Origin of the sequence: Bradyrhizobium sp. USDA 241 (assembly GCF_049739505.1) — a bacterium.
GTDB classification, from domain to species: Bacteria; Pseudomonadota; Alphaproteobacteria; order Rhizobiales; family Xanthobacteraceae; genus Bradyrhizobium; species Bradyrhizobium liaoningense.
Genome location: NZ_JBMGPZ010000005.1, coordinates 1,305,332 through 1,325,395, shown reverse-complemented (window position 1 = coordinate 1,325,395; position 20,064 = coordinate 1,305,332). Strand labels below are relative to the sequence as shown.

Genomic DNA, 20,064 nt, shown 5'->3' with positions numbered 1-20,064 from the left:
CGCCTTCGCGTCGGCTATTTGGCACTTCCCGTGGTCTTCTTGGCCTGGTCGACGAATTTGTTGGTGAAGGTCTTGCTGACGTCGATCTTGGCGTTCGCGACCTCGGGCGAGCCGACGCTGAACACCGCGAGCACGGCATCCGCGCCCTTCGGATCCATCTTGCCGGTCTCCGAGAACATCGGGATCGTGTTCTTCAGCGCGGCGAGATAGAGGTCCTTGTTCTTGCCGACCGTCTCCTCCGGCATCTTCGCCATGATCTCCTCGGGCGAGTGCGAGTGGATCCAGGCCAGCGTCGCGAGGATCGCATTGGTGAGCGCCTGCGTCTCCTTCTCATGGCCGTTGATCCAGGCCGCGGTCGAGTACAGCGCGCCGCCCGGATATTCGCCGCCGAACGTCTCGAGCGTGTCCTTCTGGGTACGGGTGTCCGAAAGGATGCGCAGATCCTTGTGGCTGCCCTGAAGCACAGTCACCGAAGGATCGAGCATCACGGCCGCATCGATCTGGCCCTGCTGCATGGCAGCAACCGCAGTGGCACCGAGGCCGACGCCGATCACGGCGGTGCCGGCGGGATCGAGCCCGTTCTTCTTGAGCATGTATTTCAGAAAGAAGTCGGTGGAGGAGCCGGGTGCGCTGACGCCGACCTTCTTGCCGGCGAGATCCTTGACCGACTTGATATCATTGGTGCGCGAGGGTGCGACCACCAGCACGAGACCGGGGTAACGGTCATAGACCACGAAGGACTGGAGCTCCTGCTTCTTGGCCGCGAGATTGACGCAATGGTCGAAATAGCCAGAGACGACGTCGGCGCTGCCGCCGAGCACGGCCTTCAGCGCATCCGAACCCCCCTTGAGGTCCACCAGCTCGACATTGAGGCCCGCCTTCTCGTATTCGCCGAGCTGCCTGGCCAGCACCGTGGGCAGGTAGCACAGGCAGGAGCCGCCGCCGATCGCGATGGTCACCTTGCTTTGCGCCGCGGCAAGCGAGGTGGTGAGCGTCAGCGCGAGCAGCGCGCCGGCGAGCCTGGCAATCGTGTTCTTCATTGGTGTCCTCCGTTCGGCCGGCGGCACCATAGAGCAGCGGGACGGGCTTGAGAAGCACTGCCTGGGTGGGCTGGCCATCGGCCTTTCGGCGCAATAGCATGCCCAGACAAGAGCAATTCCCGATGGGGAGGATCAAGACGCCGCCGCAGGCGCCTGACGACGTCACGCTGCCGGATTGAGCCCTCGCGATTGGGCTCGCGCCGATGCGCGGGCCCGTTTCGTGAATTTCGCCGCTAGATCGGGCGCGCCTGCTTCCGGATCTCGTTCGCGATCGGCTTGAGGGTGTCTGTCGGAAGCTGGCCGACGAGGGTATAGCCAAGGCCGTCATCTATCCAGGCAAAACCCGCGACGTCGCCGGACGACTGCGGCATCATCGGCGCATCCTGATTGCGGCTGCTCATCGGACGCGTCAGCACCACGAGGCGATCGCCGCGATCGTCGTCGTACATGAACATCGCGGCCGGACCGTGCGAGGTAGCGACCAGGCGCCCGCCCATCAGCCGATAGCCCGAGACGGAGAGGTCCGGTACCTTGACCGGCTGTTTCAGCCGGCTGGAGATCCATTGCGTGAGCTCTGCGCTGTCGGACGCCCGTATCTCGACCGGGCGCACGCGATCCGGTGCGTAGACGCCATAGGTATAAGCTGCTTCCTGGGCCAACGCGGATAGTCCGTTCGAGCTATCCGGCAGTACGCTGCGCATGGTCCATCCGCCGAGGCCTCCGATACCTAGAAGCAACATCGCAGCGATTGCCCGCCACGCCCGCAGGGGACGGCGCTTCCGGCTCTCGATGATGTGCGACAGGTTCAATTCCGCGGGCAATGGCTCGTCGGCGATTGAAGCGAGCGCACCACGCAGCTGCTCGCGCTGGTTGGCGAAGCCCGCAACGCGGTTGGCGACATCCGGATGCTCGTCCAGATAGGATGCGACCTCGGCGCGACGCTCGGGCTCGAGCGCCTGGTCCACGTAGGCGTGGAGATCATCTTCCGTGATCGGCCGCTGGTTCATTTCAAGCTCCGCAATGCGACGACGTTCCTCGGCCCCACCGCATCCATCTCCTGCTGCAACCGCTCCCGTGCGCGCGACAGGCGCGACATCACGGTGCCCACCGGAACGCCGAGAACTTTCGCAGCATCCGCGTAGGAGAGATCCTCGACTGCGACCAGCAGCAAGACCGCCCGTTGCTCTTCCGGCAGTCGCGCAAGCTTGCTCAGGACGTCCCGGTAGATCAGTCGTTGTTCCTGCGCTGCCGCGCTGACAAGCTCCTGCTCACCCGCATCGTCGATCGGCATATGCCTTCCCCGCGCTGTGGCCTGGCGGAATTGCGTGATCGCCAGATTGTGAAGGATGGTGAAGAGCCAGGCGCGGACGCTGCCATCGCGCCGCTGATGCCAGCGGCTGACGGCGCGCTCCAGGCAGTCCTGGACCAGATCGTCAGCCGCCGCGCGATCACGCATGAGCGCACGCGCATAGCGGCGGAGCGCGGGGATCAGCGGCTCGACCTGAACCAGCAAATCCTTCATGACGCGCTCCGCCTCATCTCGGTTGGTGCCCGCCGAACGTCATCGCGCCTCGATTTGAATGACGTCGCCCGGCATGGCCGCGTCGCCGGACGCAATCACCAGATATCGCCTTGCAGCCGCGGCAGACTGGTCGACGATCTGCCGGATCGGACCGGCCGCGTTGACGATGGCCGATCCGGCCGGATTGGTCATGAACGCCGCCAATGGCTGCAGCGGCCCGCTTCCATCGCCATGGTCCGCCAGCGCCAGCACATATTTCTGCCTGGGCTGAAGTCCCGTCACCGAAGCCTGCAGGATCTGTATCAAGCCCTGATCGAACAACGACACGCTGGTCGGCGCCTGGCCGCCCCCCGCATCACCCTTCGATACAAGCGCGAGATGAGCAACCTGGCCGGCAACGCCGAGAGCCTGCAGGTTTTGGCGGTCATCCGGGTCAGGCGCGGCGTTCGGGACATAGGCGATCGCCTGCGGCGCCTGGCCGATCGGAACGTTGGCGATTACCTTGTTGGTTGCCGTATCGATAGCCGCAAGCGCGTCGGCATTCTCCAGCCCGACATAGATGCGAGTCCCGTCGCCGGACGGCCACACACCGTGCGGAAGACTACCGACCGGGATCGTCGCGACCTGCGAGAAGTCGTCGGTGCGGAACACCTTCACTTCGTTCAGGCCACCGACAGTGACATAGGCAAACGTGCCCTTGGCCGTATGCGCGAAGTTGACGTGATTTGTGATCGGGCCAGTTTCGATGGTCTTGATCGCATTGAACGGCGGCCTCGCGTTGAACACCTGGGTCCGGCCCACGTCTTTCAGCGTGAACCACACTTGGCTCCCATCCGGCGTCGCCGCGATGTTCGGGCAGAATGGGCTCTCCTGCTTCACCCTCGCTATGATCTTGTGCTCGGCAACAGCGACCACGTCGGTCTCGGGATTGAAGGACGAGCAGATGTAGCCATACTTGCCGTCGGGTGAGAAAATCTGCATGCCGGGCCCGTTCGGGGTCGTGATGCGGGTTTTCTCCTTGAAGCTGGTCGGGTCGATGACGGAGATGTAGTTTTCGCCGCGGACGGTGACCCACACCTCCTTGCCGTCCGGCGTGTAGAACGCCTCGTGTGGCGACCTCCCGACATAGGTCACGTGCTTGACCGCGTTGGTCGCGGTATCGATGAAACTCACGGAGTTCGAACCGATCGAGACCACGGCGAGCGTCTTGTGATCCGGCGAGAAGCCCATGCCGTGCACGAGGACCTGGCCCTTGTAGAGCGGGCTAAAATTGCCGGGTTGCGGGTCGCCCAGCCGGATCACGCCAAGCAGCTTGTTGTCGACGGGGTCGGTGACCGAAACCGTATTCGAGAATTGTTCTGCGGCGTAAACGCGGTCGTGGTGGCTGATCGGAATATCGGGGGCGGACAGCGCGCCCGGTGCCTGCCCCGCCCATGCGGCGGATCCGCCAGCAAGCATCGTGGCGGCCAGGAAAATGCTTCTCACAACCCTGCATTTCGATGTGCTCATGTATGTAGCTCCTACTTCTTCATTCCGGCGGGCATATCCATCTGCATGCCCGAATGATGATGAACGGTGGCCACCGGAGCGGATGCCGGTTGCGTCGGAGCAGGTGCGGTGTCCGTGGCCGGCTCGCCTATGGCGAGCTTCATGGCCGCGATCTCCTGCATCTGATCGACAATGATTTCCTGGGCGATGCGCCGCAGCTGCTCGTTCTTGCCATAGCGCAATTCGATGACTGCCATGTCGATCGCGCCCTGATGATGCGGATTCATCATTGCGACGAAGTCGCGATCGACGTCGCCGGTCGGCTTGACCGCCATGTCGTTCATCATCTTGGTCATGGCGGCTTCATTTTCTTCCAGAAATGCCCGTTCCTCCGTGCTCGGCGCAGCCGGCGGGCTGGCCGGATGGGATTCATGCGCGAACGCGAGTGGAGGCACCGCGAACGCGACGAGAATGCGCGCGGCGAGGAACGCCGCGCCGAATCCGGACCTGGGCCATCGACATCTGGCTGAGAGCGCCGCTACGGCGCAGCGAAACTGTGATGGGTACATCAAGAACTCCCATGCGGGTGGTCGCATGGGGGTTTGACGCGCGGCCGCGCGTTCTATTCCGGCCTGCCGATCACATAAATGTCAGCGCGCAACGAGGCGGCTTAACCACGCCCATCCGACGCGGTCGGCCGCCATACCAGCAGCCGCCGCTCCACCAGCGTGACGCCGTAGTCGATCAGGATGACGAAGGCCGAGAGCACGAACATGCCGGCGAACACGCCCGCAACGTCGAACACGCCCTCGGCCTGCTGGATCAGATAGCCGAGCCCCGCCGCCGATCCCAGATACTCGCCGACGACGGCGCCGACCACGGCGAAGCCGACCGAAGTGTGCAGCGAGGAGAACATCCACGACAGCGCCGACGGCCAATAGACGTGCTGCATCAACTGCCGCTCGCTCATGCCGAGCATGCGGCCGTTGTCGAGCACGGTGCGGCTGACCTCCTTGACGCCCTGATAGACGTTGAAGAACACGATGAAGAATACCAAGGTGACGCCGAGCGCGACCTTGGACCAGATGCCAAGCCCAAGCCACAGCGCGAAGATCGGTGCCAGCACGACGCGCGGCAGCGCGTTGACCATCTTCACGTAAGGGTCGAACACGGCGGCGACCAGCGGCTGGCGCGCGAACCAGAAGCCGACCAGCACGCCGCCGAGCGATCCGATCACGAAGGCGAGGATCGATTCCGCCAATGTGATGCCGAGATGCTTCCAGATCACGCCGGACGAGAACCATTTCACGATCTGGCTGAACACGTCGAATGGGTTGGAGAAGAAGAACGGCGGCAGCAGGATCTTGCCGAAGACGGGAACGGTCGACAGCACTTGCCACAGCACGATGCAGACGACCGCGACCAGGATTTGCAGCGCAAGCAGCGTCGGACGCGACATCAGACCGCCTCCGCCGCATGAGTGGATTGCGCGTAGCCCTTCATCACCTCGTCCTTGAGCACGCCCCAGATCTCGCGATGCAGCTCATGGAATTCCTTGTCCAGCCGCACCTCGAAGATGTCGCGCGGGCGCGGCAGGCTCACCCGCCAATCGCCGATGATGCGCGACGACGGCCCGGCCGACATGATCACGACCCGGTCGGCGAGCGCGATCGCCTCCTCCAGATCATGGGTCACGAACAGCACCGCCTTGCGGTCGGCACTCCAGAGATCGAGCAGCAGGCTGCCCATGACCTGACGGGTCTGCGCATCGAGTGGCCCGAACGGCTCGTCCATGAGCAGGATTTTTGGATCGCGGATCAGCACCTGCGCCAGCGCCACGCGCTTGCGCTGTCCGCCGGAGAGCATGTGCGGATAACGGCCCGCAAAGGCACCGAGGCCGACGGAGGTCAGCCATTTTTGCGCCCGCGGCAGCGCTTCGGTGCGCGGCGTGCCCTTGATCTCGAGCCCGATCGCGACATTGTCGAGCGCGGTCTTCCACGGGAACAGCGCGTCGGCCTGGAACAGGTAGCCGGCATCCCGGTTCAGCCCCGCCAGCGGCCGGTCGAAAATCCGGACGCTGCCGGCCGCGGGCTTCAGCAGCCCGGCGGCAACGTTGAGCAGCGTCGATTTCCCACAGCCGGTCGGGCCGACGATGGCGACGAACTCGCCCTGGGCTACCGTGAGATGGGCTTTCTCGACCGCCGTATAGACCCGCCCGTCCCCGAGGCGGAACGCGACCTTGGCATCTTCCAGCGCCACTGCCGTGGGCGTCGTCATGTGCTTCCTCCGAATTCAGGCCGATGCCTTAGCCGCTCGCGCGGCCAAGTTCAATCAAGGCGCCAAGCGTGCTACGCATACCCCGCTGCCGCGCTCTTACCCTCCCCTGGAGGGGGAGGGTCGGCTCACATGAGCGCAGCGAAATGTGAGACGGGGTGAGGTAACAGTCTCTCTACGGAAGCGTTGCCCGCGTGGAGAGATCACCCCACCCCGCTCGCGCTGCGCGCGATCGACCCTCCCCCTCCCAGGCGAGGGTAAGAAAGAAGCGAGCTCACCTGCGATGCCCTCCCAGCTGGCGATCAGCTACCAGCACGTCACCAAGAGCTTCGGCTCCCTCATGGCTCTGAGCGATGTATCGCTCGACATCGCCGAGGGCGAGTTTGTGGCGATCGTCGGCGGCTCCGGCTCGGGCAAGACCACGCTGCTGCGGCTCACCAACCGGCTGATCGAGGCCGACGGCGGTGCCATCACCGTCGAGGGCGAGGACGTGAGAAACGTCGATCCGGTCGCCCTGCGGCGGCGGATCGGCTACGTGTTCCAGAGCGGCGGGCTGTTTCCGCATTTGAGCGTCGCCGACAATATCGGGATCACACCGAGACTGCTGGGTGTGTCGGCGGCGGATATCGCGGCGCGTGTCGACGAGCTGATCGAGCTGGTGCAGCTCGACCGTGTGGCGCATCGCGACCGTCTGCCGGAAGCGCTCTCCGGCGGCCAGCGCCAGCGCGTCGGCGTGGCGCGGGCGCTTGCGGCAAGGCCTCGCATCGTGCTGATGGACGAGCCCTTCGGCGCGCTCGATCCCCTCACCCGCGATGCGCTCGGCGACGACTATCGCTCGCTGCATCGCAAGCTCGGGCTGACCACCGTGATGATCACCCATGACATGACGGAGGCTATCTTGCTCGCCGACCGCATCGCAGTGATGCGCGGCGGACGACTGCTCGCGCAGGGCACGCCCAATGGGCTCGCCAAGAGCGGCGACGACTACGTGCTGGAGCTGCTGCGCACGCCGCGGCGCCAGGCCGAGCGGCTGAATGCACTGTTGCCGCAGAGCGGTGCGGCATGAGCCTCCTCGCCGATCCACGCTGGGGCGAGGCGCTGGCGCATCTGCCCGACTATCTCGGCAACCATGTGCAGGTCAGCCTTGCCGCACTGGCGCTCGGTCTCGCCGTCAGCCTGCCGCTGGCGATCCTCACGCGCAATCGCCCGGCGCCGCGCGGCATGCTGCTCGCGTTCGCCAGCATCGTGCAGACCGTGCCGGGATTGGCGCTGCTTGCACTGTTCTATCCGCTGCTGCTCGCGGCGGCCTCGGTCGCGCTGACCTGGTTCGGCGTTTCCTTCTCCGCCTTCGGCTTCCTGCCGGCGATGCTGGCGCTGGCGCTCTATTCGATGCTGCCGGTGCTGCGCAACGGCATCACCGGGCTCAACGGCATCGACCCCGCGCTGATCGAAGCCGCCAAGGGCGTCGGCATGACCGGGCGCCAGTCGCTGCTCATGGTCGAGCTGCCGCTGGCGCTGCCGGTGATGATGGCGGGCATCCGCACCGCCGCAGTCTGGGTGATCGGCACCGCGACGCTGTCGACCCCGATCGGGCAGACCAGCCTCGGCAATTACATCTTTGCCGGGCTCCAGACCCAGAACTGGGTGTTCGTGCTGTTCGGCTGCCTGGCCTCTGCCCTGCTCGCGCTCGCCGTCGATCAACTGCTTGGCCTGATCGAGAACGGTCTGCGTCGTCGCAGCCGTCTGCGCGCAGCGCTCGGCTGCGTCGGGATCGCAGCTCTCGTTGCCGCAACATTGGTGCCGACAATGGGCCGCTCCTCGCAGGGCTACGTCGTCGGCGCCAAGACGTTTGCCGAGCAATATGTGCTGTCGGCGCTGCTCAGGGACCGTCTCCAGGCCGCCGGCCTGTCCGCGACGGCACGCTCGAGCCTCGGTTCGAGCGTGATCTTCGAGGCGCTGAAGGCCGACGACATCGATCTCTATGTCGACTATTCCGGCACGCTTTGGGCCAACCAGCTGCATCGCAGCGATATCAAGCCGCGCACCGAGCTGCTCGCGGAACTCAAAACAGCGCTCGCCGGGGACAACATCACCCTGCTCGGCGACCTCGGCTTCGAGAACGCCTATGCGCTGGTGATGCCGAGGAAGCGCGCCGAGGCGCTCGGCATCCGCACCATCACCGATCTCGCCGCACACGCATCGACGATGTCGATTGCCGGCGACTACGAATTCTTCTCGCGGCCCGAATGGGCGGCCCTGCAAAAGGCTTACGGCCTTTCGTTCCGCGCCCAACGCCAGATGCAGCCGGATTTCATGTATGCAGCCGCCGCCAGCGGCGAGGTCGACGTGATCGCCGGCTACACCAGCGACGGCTTGATCGCGAAGTACGATCTCGTTGCACTCGACGATATCAGGCACGCCATCCCGCCCTACGACGCGATCCTGCTGCTCGCGCCGAAACGCGCCGGTGACGAGCGGTTGCAGGCGGCGCTACGGCCGCTACTCGGCAAGATCGACATCGCCACCATGCGCGAGGCCAATTTGCGCGCCAGTGGCAACGATGCGAACTCGTCGCCGGATGCGGTGGCGAAGTGGCTGTGGGGCAAGATCAGCCGACAGTAGGGACGACTACAGTCCCCTGATCATCCCCGCATCGATCAGCAGCCGGTTCAGCCGCCGCGCCTCGGCGCCGTCCTTGCAGCCGTAGAAGATGCCCTTGCAGCGGAGCATGATCTCCTTCTGCTCGGCGAAGGACGGGTCGAGCGGGATGCCGGCGGCCTCCTGGATCACCAGCGGCAGATAGGGGCCGTCGATCGTGTCCATTACGGCCGCGCTTTTCACCGGCTCGAAATTGACGGCGTCGATCGCATAATAGGTCGCGTAGAGACGCGGATCGTAATTGTCCAGCTTCTTGCCGAGAGCGCCCTCGTCGAGCCCGGGCTCGAGGATCTGCGGTGCGAATTCCGGCTGGTGATCGCCGTAGCGCACGATCAGGAAGGGCTCGCCCGGAAAGTTCTTCTTCAGGCCTGCGACGAAGGCCTTGTACTGCTCGGCGCTGATCGCCTGTCGGCGCAGATATTCGTCGATCGACGGCACATTGCCCGGCCCGCGCCAGTTCGGCAGCAGGTCGGGCCGGAAGCGCGTCTCCCAGGGGAAATGATTGGCGCCGAGATAGATGAAGGTGAACAGCGGCTTGTTCGGCGGCTGCTGGCCCATCAGCTGGAGCGCCTTGTCATAGAAGAAGCTGTCGGGTTCGACATCCTTCGCGCCGAGGTCCTTCGCATCGAGAAAGCGCTCGATGCCGGTCGTCATCTGGAAGCTGCGCGCGCCCATGAAGCCGCCATTGGCGGGATAGAGCGACAGCGTCTCGTAGCCACAGCGGCGCAGCGCCAGCGGCAGGCCGCGCTCAACCCGGCTCGAGGCAATGCGTGTCACGAAATAGGCGAAGCGTCCGAACGAGCGCGAGGAAAGCCCCGCGAGCACGTTGTATTCGGTGAACCAGCTCGGTCCGCCATTGCTCTCGGCCAGGAACGTGCGCTGCTTGCCGTCCCAGGACGTGAAGTGGCTGCCATAGCCCTGCGGCACCTTGATGCCCTGCGCCGCGCGGATGTCGAAGCTCGATTCATCATGGATCATGATGATGTTCGGCCGGCGGCCGGCGGGATGGCAGGCATCAACCAGCGGCATGTTGAGCCGTTCATTGGTCGAAGCGGCCGCCTCCATGAAGCCGTACTGCGCGAAATCCGACACCGAGCTGACGCCCGAGCGGAAGAATTTCGAGAGATAGCCGTCGTCGTAATAGCTGCGCCAGGCTTCATCCGGATGGTAGAGCGAATACCCGACAAGCCCGGCGAGGCAGGCGAGCTTGCAGGCCAGCGCCGGCAGGCGGCGGACGCGGAACGGGTCGAGCCACCACAGCGAATACATCAACGGCAGCGTGATCAGGCCGGCCAGAATCACCGACCAGCGCAAGTTCGGGAAGATCGTGAACAGGAACGCGACGGTGTCGCGGTCGATCATCATCAGGTCGATGAAATTGACCGTCATCTGCACGACCTCGTGCTTGAGCTGCGACAGCAGCACCAGCACGACGACCATGGTCAGCGACAATGCGCCCGAGAGCGCCGGCCGCCGCAGCAGCGTGATCCAGAAGAAGTTCAGGATGCCCCAGGCGAGCACAAAGGACAGGCGCGAGCCGAAATCGGTCTCGGTCTCGTACATCAGCGCGAGCGCAGCGAGATGCGGCGCTGCAACCGCGAGCAGACGCCAGATGCCGAGCGCGGCGACGGTCGCCAGCACGGCGGTCGTGGCAGAAGGACCTGGATTGGGCGCGGACGCCATCGACAATACGCTGAACTTCAAGTCCGGCCCGGTGACACGTCTGACCGACGGGTCAGGGCGTCCGGCGCAGCCGGAAGCCTGCACCGTGTCATAAAACTGTAACGGAATGGTCAAGGACAGGCAACGCGCGGGGCGGCCCGACCTTAGCTTAATGTTAGCGAGCGGCGAAGCTGCTACGGCTTTGCAACGCCCGCGATGAACAGGTCGAGCCCCCCTTCCGCCACCCGCTCGACTTCATTCTCCTCCACGCGCCGCCGTGGAAGGTGGCCGTCGAGATTCATCCGAGCAAAACCGTAGACCAGGGCGCGGCCCGCGATCTGGATGCGCTTGAGATTGGCCGACCGCAGCAGGCAGGCCCTCCTCTGCGGCGTCAGTCAGCATCCGCCCAGTCGGCGCGACCGGCACGGCGTTGTCGCGGGCCAGCTCCGGCGAGCGCGGCCTCACGGACGAGATTTCGACTCCCTCGCCGCAAGTTGCAGCGCAGCATAGATCAACACGCGGCAGCCACCAGAGCCGCGCGGCTCGAGCGTCCGCTTCGGCAGCAAGGCCCGATCAGGTGGCGCATCGGCTCCGGCGTGATCTGATGGCGCACCTTGGGATCTGCCGCCGTCAGCGCCTCGAGCGCGATTTCGGCAATGCGCCCAGCCGGTACGCAACAGTCTGGCTCTCCAGTGGACGCGAGATGCGACTGCGGATGAAGAGCCGAATCCTTGCCCCTGAAGACGCAGAGGTTTTGATGTTCGGAACGCCACGAAAAAGTGCGAGAAACGACGCGATGCCAAGAATGTGGTCAGTTCTTCGCGTTCAGGCTGCGCGTCAACTCGCGAAGAGTTTGAATGAAGCAACAATGCTTCGCGCGGGATGGAAGGAGCAAGATCACTGTTTGCGATCTCGCTCGATCATAGCCGCGAAGATTTAAGATTTGGTTTGGCGCGCGAAGCTCGTGGTCACTCGTATCCCGGACAAGGCGCAACGCGTAAGCGATGCGCCGCAGAGCCCGGACCCAGGAGCCGCAATGGACGACCCCGGACGCAGCGCACCACTACGTGATGCGCTGCGTCCGGGGGAACGACGACTTAGTTCTTGCTCTTGTCGACCAGCGCGCCCTTCTTGATCCAGGGCATCATGTCGCGGAGTTTCGCGCCGACTTCCTCGATCGGGTGCTCGGCGAGCTTGGCGCGGGTCGCCTTGAACGAGGTCTGGTTGACCTTGTTCTCGAGCATCCAGTCGCGCGCGAACTTGCCGCCCTGGATGTCGGCCAGAACCTTGCGCATCTCCTTCTTGGTCTCATCGGTGATGATGCGCGGGCCGGTGACGTACTCGCCATATTCGGCGGTGTTGGAGATCGAGTAGTTCATGTTGGCGATGCCGCCTTCATAGATCAGGTCGACGATCAGCTTCACTTCGTGCAGGCATTCGAAATAGGCCATCTCCGGCGCATAGCCGGCTTCGACCAGGGTCTCGTAGCCGCCCTTGATCAACTCGACCAGGCCGCCGCAGAGCACGACCTGCTCGCCGAACAGGTCGGTCTCGCACTCTTCCTTGAAGGTGGTCTCGATGATGCCGGCGCGGCCGCCGCCGATGGCGGAGGCGTAGGACAGGCCGAGGTCATGGGCGTTGCCCGAGACGTCCTTGGCAATCGCGATCAGGCAGGGCACGCCGCCGCCGCGCTGATACTCCGAGCGCACGGTGTGGCCGGGGCCCTTCGGCGCGATCATCAGCACGTCGAGGTCGGCGCGCGGGTCGAGCAGGTTGAAATGGACGTTGAGGCCGTGCGCGAACACGAGGGCGGCGCCCTTCTTCATGTTGTCGTGCAGGTGCTCGCGGTAGATGTCGCCCTGGAGCTCGTCCGGCGTCAGCATCATGACGAGGTCGGCCCATTTGGCGGCTTCGGCGACTTCCATCACCTTGAAGCCGGCGTTCTCCGCCTTCTTGGCCGAGGCAGAACCCTTGCGCAGCGCAATGGCGACTTCCTTGACGCCGGAATCCTTCAGGTTGAGCGCATGGGCGTGGCCCTGGCTGCCATAGCCGACGATGGCGACCTTCTTGCCCTTGATCAGGTTCAGGTCGGCGTCGCGATCGTAGTAAACACGCATGGTCGTTTCCTCGTTCAGGGCCAAAAATCGGCCGATGGTCAGTGTCCGAAGGGTGAAATTTGCGGATTTCGGGGGCTGTCTAGAGCATTTTCAGCCCTGAGGGAAACCCGTTTCTGCATGGAAATCCGCGACATCATGCATCCGTGAAAACGGGGTAGAGGGAAGCGAGCAGCAGGACCGCCATGAGGATATTGAAGGCGCGGACCAGCCGCTCGGAGGTCAGGACCGGCCGTAGCGCAGTACCGAACAGGGCCCAGCCCACGGTCGAGACCGTGCCGACGACGAGGCTGATCACGGTCTGGATGGCGATGTTGAGCGGGAATTGAGCGATCGCGGCATAGGCGGTGATGGTACCGATCACGATCACCCAGCCCTTGGCGTTGATCCACTGGAACATCGCCGCGCCCCAGAAGGTCATCGGGCCGCGCGCCTTCTCCTCGCCCGGCTTCGCCGGACCGGACATCGCGATCACGGCAGCCAGGTAAATCAGGTAGGCGGCGCCGGCATATTTCAGGATGGTCTGCAGGATCGGATAGGCCAGGAACACGGTGCCGAGCCCGAGGCCGACGGCTGCGATCATGAAGGCGAAGCCGATGACGATGCCGACGATATGCGGGATCGTGCGCCGGAAGCCGTAGGTCAGGCCGGAGGACAACAGCATGATGTTGTTCGGCCCCGGGGTGAAGTACATCACCGCCATGAAGGCGAGGAAGGCGTAGAACAGCGAGTAGGACATATTCACCTCACGCCGTCTTGGGCAGGACTTGCGGGCGCTTCGCCAGCACCAGCACGGCGATGCCGCCGATCACGGTCAGCATGCCGGCGAGGCGCAACGGTCCGAACCGCTCGCCGAACACGATGCTGGAGACGGCCGAGCCGACGAACGGCACCAGCAGCGCGAACGGCACCACTTGCGCGGCCGCAAGCGGAGGAGGGAGCGCAGCTATGTTGTAGTGACAGCCTGCTCTCACAGCTCTAGCCTTGCTCGCCGGCTTTCGGTTTGCGCAGCAGATACGTGCCGTGCATGGGTGCATGGTAGTCGGCCGCGACCAGCGTGAAGCCGACGTCGGTCATCATCCGCTCCATCACCCAGCCGAAGGTGGAATATTCGTCGCGCATGTGGGTCACCACGCCCTCGCGGGAGAAATCGTGGTTCTTGATCTGGAAATCGGCCCATTGCTCGACGTCACGCTCGATCGCGTCGGGCATCGATGAGTAAACAATGTCACGGAGATAAAACGTCGCTCCGGGCTTGAGCGCGCGAAAAATCCGCGACATCGCCACCGCCTTCCAGAAATCCGGCAGATGGTGCAGCGTGAACTCGCTGACAATGAGATCGTAGGATTCCGGCCGGTAGGCGAAGCTGAGCAGACCGGCGGATTGGGTGCGCACCGGGGCCTTGCGATCGCGGGCGTAGATCTCGGCGAGCGCCAGCATCGCCGGCGAGATGTCGATGGCATCGACCTCTGCGCCCATCAGCGCGGCTTCGGTGGCGAGCACGCCGTTGCCGCAGCCGATATCGGCGATACGCCAGCCGCGCTGCACGCCGAGCATTTTCAGCGCGGCGCGCGCCCGCAGATCGGCATCGTCATGGCTGTCGTAGATCGATGCCACAGCGGGCTCGATCCCCATCCGGTTCCGCTCGTTGTAGTACCAGTCGCGCGCCAACATGGCTCACATCCCTTCAGGTCCGCGACCGATCGCGGCGACGCCGGTGCGCGACACCTCGACAAGGCCGAGCGGGCGCATCAGGTCGATGAACTGGTTGATCTTGTCCGTATTGCCTGTGATCTCGAACACAAAGCTCTCGGTGGTGGCGTCGATCACGCGGGCGCGGAATGCATCCGCCAGCCTGAGCGCTTCGACCCGGTGCTCGCCCTGCCCGCGCACCTTGACCATCGCCAACTCACGCTCGATCGAACGCCTGGTCAGGGTCATGTCGACGACGCGGTAGACCGGGATCATGCGATCGAGCTGGTGCTTGATCTGCTCGATCACCATCGGCGTACCCGTGGTGACGATGGTGATGCGCGACAGATGCTTCTGGGCCTCGGTCTCCGAGACCGTGAGGCTCTCGATGTTGTAGCCGCGACCCGAGAACAGGCCGATGACGCGCGCGAGCACGCCCGGCTCGTTCTGCACGAGCACCGCAAGCGTGTGCGTCTCGTTGGGATCGTGGCGGTCCTCGATGAAGTAGGCGGATGCGGGCTGGTTCATTGTCGTCCCCTCTTGACTCTCCGTCACGCCATCGCTGGCGCGCCCGTCCCGACCCAACGGCGGAACAGATCGAAATCGATGTTGCCCCCGGACAGCACGAGACCGACGCGCTTGCCCGATAGTCTTGTCTTTTCCTGAAGTGCCGCAGCGAGCGCGGCGGCGCCGGCGCCTTCGGCGAGATTATGGGTATCGGTCCAGTAAGCGCGGATCGCTGCAGCGACTTCGTCGTCGGTGACCTGCACGATGCGCGACGCCCCCTTGCGGATCAGGGCGAGCGCATCCGGGTCTGGAATGCGCGTCGCCATGCCGTCGGCGAGCGTATTGCTGGTTTCGGTCGTCACGATCTTTCCGGCCGCGAACGACAGCGCGTAGGACGGCGCCTCGGTCGATTGCACGCCGACGATCTCGGTCTTCAGGCCCAGCAGGTCGCGCGCCATGATACAGCCGGAGATGCCGGAGCCCTGCCCAATCGGCACGTAGAGGATGTCGAGGTCAGGCGCGGACCTGAACAACTCGAGCGCATAGGTCGCAACGCCGAGCACGAGATCCGGATGGAACGAAGGCACCATATGCAGGCCGGTAAACTGGGCGCGCCGCTGGGCCTCTTCGGCGGCTGCCTGAAAGTCCTCGCCATGCTCGACCAGTTCGGCACCAAACGCCTTCATGGCGCGGTTCTTCTCGACCGAATTGCCCCGCGGCACGTAGATCACGGCAGGAATGCCGTGGCGAGCGGCGGCAAAGGCCAGGCTCTGGCCGTGATTGCCGCGCGTCGCCGAGATGATGCCGGGCGTGTTCGGCCGCTCGCGCCTGAGCCGGTCGAGATAGACGAGGCCGCCGCGCACCTTGAACGCGCCGATCGGGGTATGGTTCTCGTGCTTGACCAGAACTTGCGTGCCGAGGCGTTCAGCGAGCAGCGGCCAGGCATGCGCCGGCGTTGCCGGCACTGCCTGCCGCACGATCGCATATGCGCGCTCGAGCTCGTTCAGGTCGAACATCGCGCTCACACCAGCGCCTTGCCGCCGGCGAATGCCTTGGCGGTGGCTTCATCGTTCGCCTGCTCCGGCAACAGCATCTCGTTGTGCGCCTTGCCGGAGGGAATCATCGGGAAGCAGTTCTCCAGCGCGGCGACGCGGCAGTCGAACAGCACGGGCCGCTTGACCGAGATCATCTCCTTGATGGCGCCGTCGAGATCGCCGGGCTTGTGCACCTGGAGACCGACGGCGCCATAGGCTTCCGCGAGCTTGACGAAATCCGGCAGCGCTTCCGAATAGGAATGCGACAGGCGGTTGCCGTGCAGCAGCTGCTGCCACTGCCGCACCATGCCCATGTACTGGTTGTTCAGGATGAAGATCTTGATCGGCAGCTCGTACTGCACTGCCGTCGACATCTCCTGCATCGTCATCTGCACCGAGGCATCGCCCGCGATGTCGATGACGAGACTGTCGGGATGGGCAACCTGCACGCCGACCGCGGCCGGCAGACCATAGCCCATGGTACCGAGACCGCCCGACGTCATCCAGCGATGCGGCTCCTCGAAACCGTAGAACTGCGCCGCCCACATCTGGTGCTGGCCGACCTCGGTCGTGATGTAGGTGTCCTTGCCGCGCGTCGCCTCGAACAGGCTCTGGATCGCGTGCTGCGGCAGAATGACGTCGTTGCTCTTCTTGTAATAGAGCGAGTTGCGGGCACGCCACTGCGCGATCTGCTGCCGCCAGCTCTTGATGTCGGGCTTCTTCGCCTCCGCCTTGAACACCTGGAGGATGTCGCCGAGGATGTTGCCGCAATCGCCGATGATCGGCACGTCGACGCGGATGTTCTTGTTGATCGAGGACGGATCGATGTCGATGTGGATCTTCTTCGAGCCGGGCGAGAACGCATCGACGCGGCCGGTGATGCGGTCGTCGAAGCGCGCGCCGACGCACAGCATGACGTCGCAATCATGCATGGTCATGTTGGCCTCGTAGGTGCCGTGCATGCCGAGCATGCCGAGCCAATTCTTGCCCGAGGCCGGGTACGCCCCCAAACCCATCAGCGTGGAGGTGATCGGGAAGCCGGTGACCTCGACCAGCTCGCGCAGAAGCTTGGTCGCCTCGGGACCGGAATTGATGACGCCGCCGCCGCTGTAGATCACGGGGCGCTTGGCATTGGCCAGCAGCGCCACAGCCTTGCGGATCTGCGTCGCATCGCCCTTCACGCGCGGCGCATAGGAGCGGTGCACGTCGGACTTGCGCGGCGGATGATAGGTGCCGGTCGCGAACTGCACGTCCTTGGGCACGTCGACCAGCACCGGGCCGGGACGGCCGGATGTCGCGACATAGAAGGCTTCGTGCAGCACCTTGGCGAGATCATTGACGTCGCGCACCAGCCAGTTGTGCTTGGTGCAGGGGCGCGTGATGCCGACGGTGTCGCATTCCTGGAACGCGTCGTTGCCGATCAGATGCGTCGGCACCTGGCCGGAGATGCAGACCAGCGGGATCGAGTCCATCAGCGCGTCGGTGAGCGGCGTCACCATGTTGGTGGCGCCGGGACCGGAGGTCACCAGCGCAACGCCCGGCTTGCCGGTCGAACGCGCATAGCCCTCGGCAGCATGGCCCGCGCCCTGCTCATGGCGGACCAGGATGTGCTGGACCTCGCTCTGCTGGAAGATCTCGTCATAGATCGGAAGCACCGCGCCGCCGGGATAGCCGAAAATGTCGGTCACGCCGTGATCGATGAGCGCGCGGACGATCATCGCGGCGCCGGTCATCTGGTTCGGATCGTGGCTCTTGTCGCTCATTGGCTTGCTCCGGATGCGCTGTTGTCAGCGGCTTCGTTCGTGTCGGGTTCGGGAAATAAAAAAGGCCCCGAAGAGGGCCCATGCACACCGCCTGTCTTGTGGATGGCAGCTAGCCATCCCCGGCGGTGTGCCTGGGTACGACGGCGATAAGGAGTTTGGTAATAATGTTACGCATGGCAGGCGCTCGGCTTCCCAAAGGTTGCGCGAAACATAGCGGCCAAAGCCTGGATGTCAAGGCAATGCGGCCGCTCCCGCGCGATTTTGGCAGTGTAGCCCTGTTCCCCGGGTTCGGCGAGAGGTAAATTCGAGCCCCCGCCACAAAACCACGTCAGCCGGACGCCCTGCCCGCGTTCACAACCGCCGCGAGCCAACCCCTCGCCTCCCCCGGGCTGACCCATTCAAATTCCGACAATTGGTGCCGGAACCAGGTGAACTGCCGCTTGGCGTAGTGGCGGGTGTCGGCGCGGCCAATGCTGGCAGCCTCCTCAAGGCTGAGCTCGCCGCGCAGATGCCGGATCAAGGCCGGCACGCCATGGGCTTTCATCGCCGGCAGCAGCGGATCGAGGTGTCGGGCGGCGAGCCGCTCGACTTCCCTCACCGCGCCGGCCCCCAACATGGCGTCGAAGCGGGCATCGATGCGGGCATAGAGCTCGTCGCGCTCGGGCGCGAGAAACACCGCGCGAAAACTGCCCTTGGGCAGCAGCGGTGGCTGTCCCTCCCGGTGCCAGTCGAGCAGCGAACGCCCGGTCGCCTCGATCACCTCGAGCGCGCGCGCAATCCGCGTGCGGTCGCGCAAGTTCAATCGCTCGGCGGCAGCTGGGTCGCGGCGCGCAAGTTCCGCGTGCAGCGCCTCGACGCCACTCCGTTCCAACCGCGCACGCACATCGTCGCGCACCTCGGCAGGGATCGGCGGCACCACGGAGAGGCCGGCCGTCAGAGCCTTGAAATAGAGCCCGGTGCCGCCGATGAAGATCGGCAGGCGGCCTTGAGCCCTTGCTTCATCGAGCGCCTTCGCCGCGTCGCTTACCCAGGCACCCGCCGAAAAATTCACGGCGGCATCGACATGGCCATAGAGACGATGCGGCACGAGCGCCTCGTCCGCCGCCGTCGGCCGCGCCGTGATGATGTGGAGGTCGCGGTAGACCTGCATGGAATCGGCATTGATGACGGCGCCGCCGGTGGCGAGCGCAAGCTCGAGCGCCAGCGCCGACTTGCCGCTGGCGGTCGGGCCTGCGATAAGCACGGCCTTGCTTGAATGCCCCTCGCTCACGAAACCCTCAATGTCCCTCGTTGCCACGCTGATCTGCAACCCTGACAATCCCGCGCTCGACTCGACCATCGTCGACGGCGCCCGCGCCGTGCTGCCACAGGCAGCACCCGCGCACTGGCTGTTCGACGGGGTCGCGGTCGACATCCCCTTCGGCACCGACAGTAACCTCGGAGGCGACCGTCACGCCATCGAGCAACGGTTGCGCGAGCTCCGCGGCGACCTGCCCATCGATATCGTCGTGCAGCCAGTCGGCGCCCGGCGCAAGAAGCTTTTTCTCGCCGACATGGATTCCACCATGATCGGCCAGGAATGCATCGACGAGCTCGCCGATTTCGTCGGGGTGAAGGCGCATGTCGCCGCCATCACCGAGCGCGCGATGCGCGGCGAGATCGAGTTCGAGCCGGCGCTGCGCGAGCGCGTCGCGCTGCTCAAGGACCTGCCCGCCAGCGCTGTCGACGAGGTCCTGGCCAAGCGCATCACGCTGACGCCGGGCGGCCGCGCGTTGGTCGCCACCATGCGCGCGAACGGCGCCTACACCTGCCTCGTCTCCGGCGGCTTTACTTTGTTCACGCGCGCGGTCGCCGCCAAGATCGGCTTCCAGGAGAACCGTGCGAACGAGCTGGTCGTGCGCGACGGCAAGTTCACCGGCGAGGTGAAGGAGCCGATCCTCGGCCGCGCGGCAAAGCTCGCGACGCTGGTGGACTTGATGGAGTCGTTCGATCTCGACGATATCGACTCGGTCGTGGTCGGCGACGGCGCCAACGATCTCGCGATGATTCAGGCGGCGGGGCTCGGCGTGGCCTATCACGCCAAGCCCGCGGTGGCCGCTGCCGCGGCCGCGCGGATCGATCACGGCGATCTCACCGCGCTGCTCTATGCGCAGGGCTATCGGCGCGACGAGTTCGTCGAGGTGTAGCCTCTTGCCGCACACTCAGCGGCCGTAGGGTGGGCAAAGGCGCCCTTGCGCCGTGCCCACCATTTCACGCCGTGATGATGGAGAGAAGGATGGTGGGCACGCTTCGCTTTGCCCACCCTACGGG

General features: G+C 64.8%; 18 protein-coding genes and 1 pseudogene. 3 read left to right on the top strand and 16 right to left on the bottom strand.

Features of this window, described 5'->3' with window-relative positions:
• Positions 1-14: 14 nt before the first annotated feature.
• The 7 genes from ABIF91_RS28140 to ABIF91_RS28110 all read right to left on the bottom strand — a co-directional run bounded on the left by ABIF91_RS28140 (position 15) and on the right by ABIF91_RS28110 (position 6,327).
• A complete protein-coding gene (locus tag ABIF91_RS28140; protein ID WP_028177139.1) occupies positions 15-1,040 on the bottom strand; it encodes an ABC transporter substrate-binding protein in 1,026 nt (341 codons plus the stop codon).
• Positions 1,041-1,273: 233 nt separating this feature from the next.
• Entirely contained in the window at positions 1,274-2,047 is a 774-nt protein-coding gene (locus tag ABIF91_RS28135) for an anti-sigma factor family protein (RefSeq protein ID WP_035694363.1), read from the bottom strand.
• Entirely contained in the window at positions 2,044-2,562 is a 519-nt protein-coding gene (locus tag ABIF91_RS28130) for a sigma-70 family RNA polymerase sigma factor (RefSeq protein WP_028177137.1), read from the bottom strand. Before ABIF91_RS28130 ends, ABIF91_RS28135 begins: the two co-directional genes overlap by 4 nt.
• 39 nt (positions 2,563-2,601) lie before the next feature.
• Positions 2,602-4,071, bottom strand: coding sequence for a YncE family protein (locus tag ABIF91_RS28125; RefSeq protein ID WP_028177136.1), 1,470 nt, complete (start codon positions 4,069-4,071; stop codon positions 2,602-2,604).
• A gap of 11 nt (positions 4,072-4,082) precedes the next feature.
• Entirely contained in the window at positions 4,083-4,619 is a 537-nt protein-coding gene (locus ABIF91_RS28120) for a DUF305 domain-containing protein (protein ID WP_035669077.1), read from the bottom strand.
• A 101-nt stretch (positions 4,620-4,720) separates the two neighbouring features.
• Positions 4,721-5,509 (bottom strand): ABC transporter permease, encoded by a 789-nt coding sequence (locus ABIF91_RS28115; protein ID WP_028177134.1) that lies wholly within the window; start codon positions 5,507-5,509, stop codon positions 4,721-4,723.
• A complete protein-coding gene (locus ABIF91_RS28110; RefSeq protein WP_028177133.1) occupies positions 5,509-6,327 on the bottom strand; it encodes an ABC transporter ATP-binding protein in 819 nt (272 codons plus the stop codon). Before ABIF91_RS28110 ends, ABIF91_RS28115 begins: the two co-directional genes overlap by 1 nt.
• A gap of 280 nt (positions 6,328-6,607) precedes the next feature.
• Here ABIF91_RS28110 and ABIF91_RS28105 point away from each other — a divergent pair, with 280 nt between their 5' ends.
• Both ABIF91_RS28105 and ABIF91_RS28100 read left to right on the top strand, forming a co-directional pair.
• Positions 6,608-7,390, top strand: a complete 783-nt coding sequence (locus ABIF91_RS28105) for an ABC transporter ATP-binding protein (RefSeq protein ID WP_028177132.1) — start codon at positions 6,608-6,610, stop codon at positions 7,388-7,390.
• On the top strand, positions 7,387-8,946 hold the full coding sequence (locus tag ABIF91_RS28100; RefSeq protein WP_028177131.1) for a glycine betaine ABC transporter substrate-binding protein: 1,560 nt from the start codon (positions 7,387-7,389) through the stop codon (positions 8,944-8,946). The genes ABIF91_RS28105 and ABIF91_RS28100 overlap by 4 nt, the downstream gene beginning before the upstream one ends.
• A gap of 6 nt (positions 8,947-8,952) precedes the next feature.
• On the opposite strand, the gene ABIF91_RS28095 is transcribed toward ABIF91_RS28100, so the two are convergent.
• From ABIF91_RS28095 to miaA, 9 genes and pseudogenes are all read right to left on the bottom strand, one after another.
• Positions 8,953-10,665 (bottom strand): sulfatase-like hydrolase/transferase, encoded by a 1,713-nt coding sequence (locus tag ABIF91_RS28095; RefSeq protein ID WP_028177130.1) that lies wholly within the window; start codon positions 10,663-10,665, stop codon positions 8,953-8,955.
• Between the two features lie 1,076 nt (positions 10,666-11,741).
• Positions 11,742-12,761, bottom strand: coding sequence for a ketol-acid reductoisomerase (gene ilvC, locus ABIF91_RS28090; protein WP_028137983.1), 1,020 nt, complete (start codon positions 12,759-12,761; stop codon positions 11,742-11,744).
• A 133-nt stretch (positions 12,762-12,894) separates the two neighbouring features.
• Positions 12,895-13,497, bottom strand: a complete 603-nt coding sequence (locus ABIF91_RS28085; RefSeq protein WP_424579505.1) for a LysE family translocator — start codon at positions 13,495-13,497, stop codon at positions 12,895-12,897.
• A 7-nt stretch (positions 13,498-13,504) separates the two neighbouring features.
• Positions 13,505-13,681 (bottom strand): annotated as a pseudogene (locus ABIF91_RS28080) (EamA family transporter); the annotation flags it as partial.
• A gap of 55 nt (positions 13,682-13,736) precedes the next feature.
• Complete coding sequence (locus ABIF91_RS28075; RefSeq protein WP_028177128.1) at positions 13,737-14,432, bottom strand: class I SAM-dependent methyltransferase; 696 nt, start codon at positions 14,430-14,432, stop codon at positions 13,737-13,739.
• Positions 14,433-14,435: 3 nt separating this feature from the next.
• Positions 14,436-14,978 carry an acetolactate synthase small subunit gene (gene ilvN / locus ABIF91_RS28070; protein ID WP_028177127.1) on the bottom strand — a complete coding sequence of 181 codons (543 nt, stop codon included), beginning with the start codon at positions 14,976-14,978 and terminating at the stop codon, positions 14,436-14,438.
• A 23-nt stretch (positions 14,979-15,001) separates the two neighbouring features.
• Positions 15,002-15,973 (bottom strand): threonine dehydratase, encoded by a 972-nt coding sequence (locus ABIF91_RS28065; RefSeq protein WP_028177126.1) that lies wholly within the window; start codon positions 15,971-15,973, stop codon positions 15,002-15,004.
• Between the two features lie 5 nt (positions 15,974-15,978).
• Positions 15,979-17,754: an acetolactate synthase 3 large subunit gene (locus tag ABIF91_RS28060; RefSeq protein ID WP_028177125.1), complete on the bottom strand. Its 1,776-nt coding sequence runs from the start codon at positions 17,752-17,754 to the stop codon at positions 15,979-15,981.
• A gap of 328 nt (positions 17,755-18,082) precedes the next feature.
• A complete protein-coding gene (miaA, locus tag ABIF91_RS28055) occupies positions 18,083-19,024 on the bottom strand; it encodes a tRNA (adenosine(37)-N6)-dimethylallyltransferase MiaA (RefSeq protein ID WP_028177124.1) in 942 nt (313 codons plus the stop codon).
• Between the two features lie 10 nt (positions 19,025-19,034).
• Here miaA and serB point away from each other — a divergent pair, with 10 nt between their 5' ends.
• Positions 19,035-19,940 (top strand): phosphoserine phosphatase SerB, encoded by a 906-nt coding sequence (serB, locus tag ABIF91_RS28050; protein ID WP_028177123.1) that lies wholly within the window; start codon positions 19,035-19,037, stop codon positions 19,938-19,940.
• Positions 19,941-20,064 lie beyond the last annotated feature (124 nt).

Excerpts from the sequence above, each read along its gene's own strand:
- ABIF91_RS28140 (WP_028177139.1), bottom strand. The coding sequence starts at position 1,040 with ATGAAGAACACGATTGCCAGGCTCGCCGGCGCGCTGCTCGCGCTGACG.
- ABIF91_RS28135 (WP_035694363.1), bottom strand. The coding sequence starts at position 2,047 with ATGAACCAGCGGCCGATCACGGAAGATGATCTCCACGCCTACGTGGAC.
- ABIF91_RS28130 (WP_028177137.1), bottom strand. The coding sequence starts at position 2,562 with ATGAAGGATTTGCTGGTTCAGGTCGAGCCGCTGATCCCCGCGCTCCGC.
- ABIF91_RS28125 (WP_028177136.1), bottom strand. The coding sequence starts at position 4,071 with ATGAGCACATCGAAATGCAGGGTTGTGAGAAGCATTTTCCTGGCCGCC.
- ABIF91_RS28120 (WP_035669077.1), bottom strand. The coding sequence starts at position 4,619 with ATGTACCCATCACAGTTTCGCTGCGCCGTAGCGGCGCTCTCAGCCAGA.
- ABIF91_RS28115 (WP_028177134.1), bottom strand. The coding sequence starts at position 5,509 with ATGTCGCGTCCGACGCTGCTTGCGCTGCAAATCCTGGTCGCGGTCGTC.
- ABIF91_RS28110 (WP_028177133.1), bottom strand. The coding sequence starts at position 6,327 with ATGACGACGCCCACGGCAGTGGCGCTGGAAGATGCCAAGGTCGCGTTC.
- ABIF91_RS28105 (WP_028177132.1), top strand. The coding sequence starts at position 6,608 with ATGCCCTCCCAGCTGGCGATCAGCTACCAGCACGTCACCAAGAGCTTC.
- ABIF91_RS28100 (WP_028177131.1), top strand. The coding sequence starts at position 7,387 with ATGAGCCTCCTCGCCGATCCACGCTGGGGCGAGGCGCTGGCGCATCTG.
- ABIF91_RS28095 (WP_028177130.1), bottom strand. The coding sequence starts at position 10,665 with ATGGCGTCCGCGCCCAATCCAGGTCCTTCTGCCACGACCGCCGTGCTG.
- ilvC (WP_028137983.1), bottom strand. The coding sequence starts at position 12,761 with ATGCGTGTTTACTACGATCGCGACGCCGACCTGAACCTGATCAAGGGC.
- ABIF91_RS28085 (WP_424579505.1), bottom strand. The coding sequence starts at position 13,497 with ATGTCCTACTCGCTGTTCTACGCCTTCCTCGCCTTCATGGCGGTGATG.
- ABIF91_RS28075 (WP_028177128.1), bottom strand. The coding sequence starts at position 14,432 with ATGTTGGCGCGCGACTGGTACTACAACGAGCGGAACCGGATGGGGATC.
- ilvN (WP_028177127.1), bottom strand. The coding sequence starts at position 14,978 with ATGAACCAGCCCGCATCCGCCTACTTCATCGAGGACCGCCACGATCCC.
- ABIF91_RS28065 (WP_028177126.1), bottom strand. The coding sequence starts at position 15,973 with ATGTTCGACCTGAACGAGCTCGAGCGCGCATATGCGATCGTGCGGCAG.
- ABIF91_RS28060 (WP_028177125.1), bottom strand. The coding sequence starts at position 17,754 with ATGAGCGACAAGAGCCACGATCCGAACCAGATGACCGGCGCCGCGATG.
- serB (WP_028177123.1), top strand. The coding sequence starts at position 19,035 with ATGTCCCTCGTTGCCACGCTGATCTGCAACCCTGACAATCCCGCGCTC.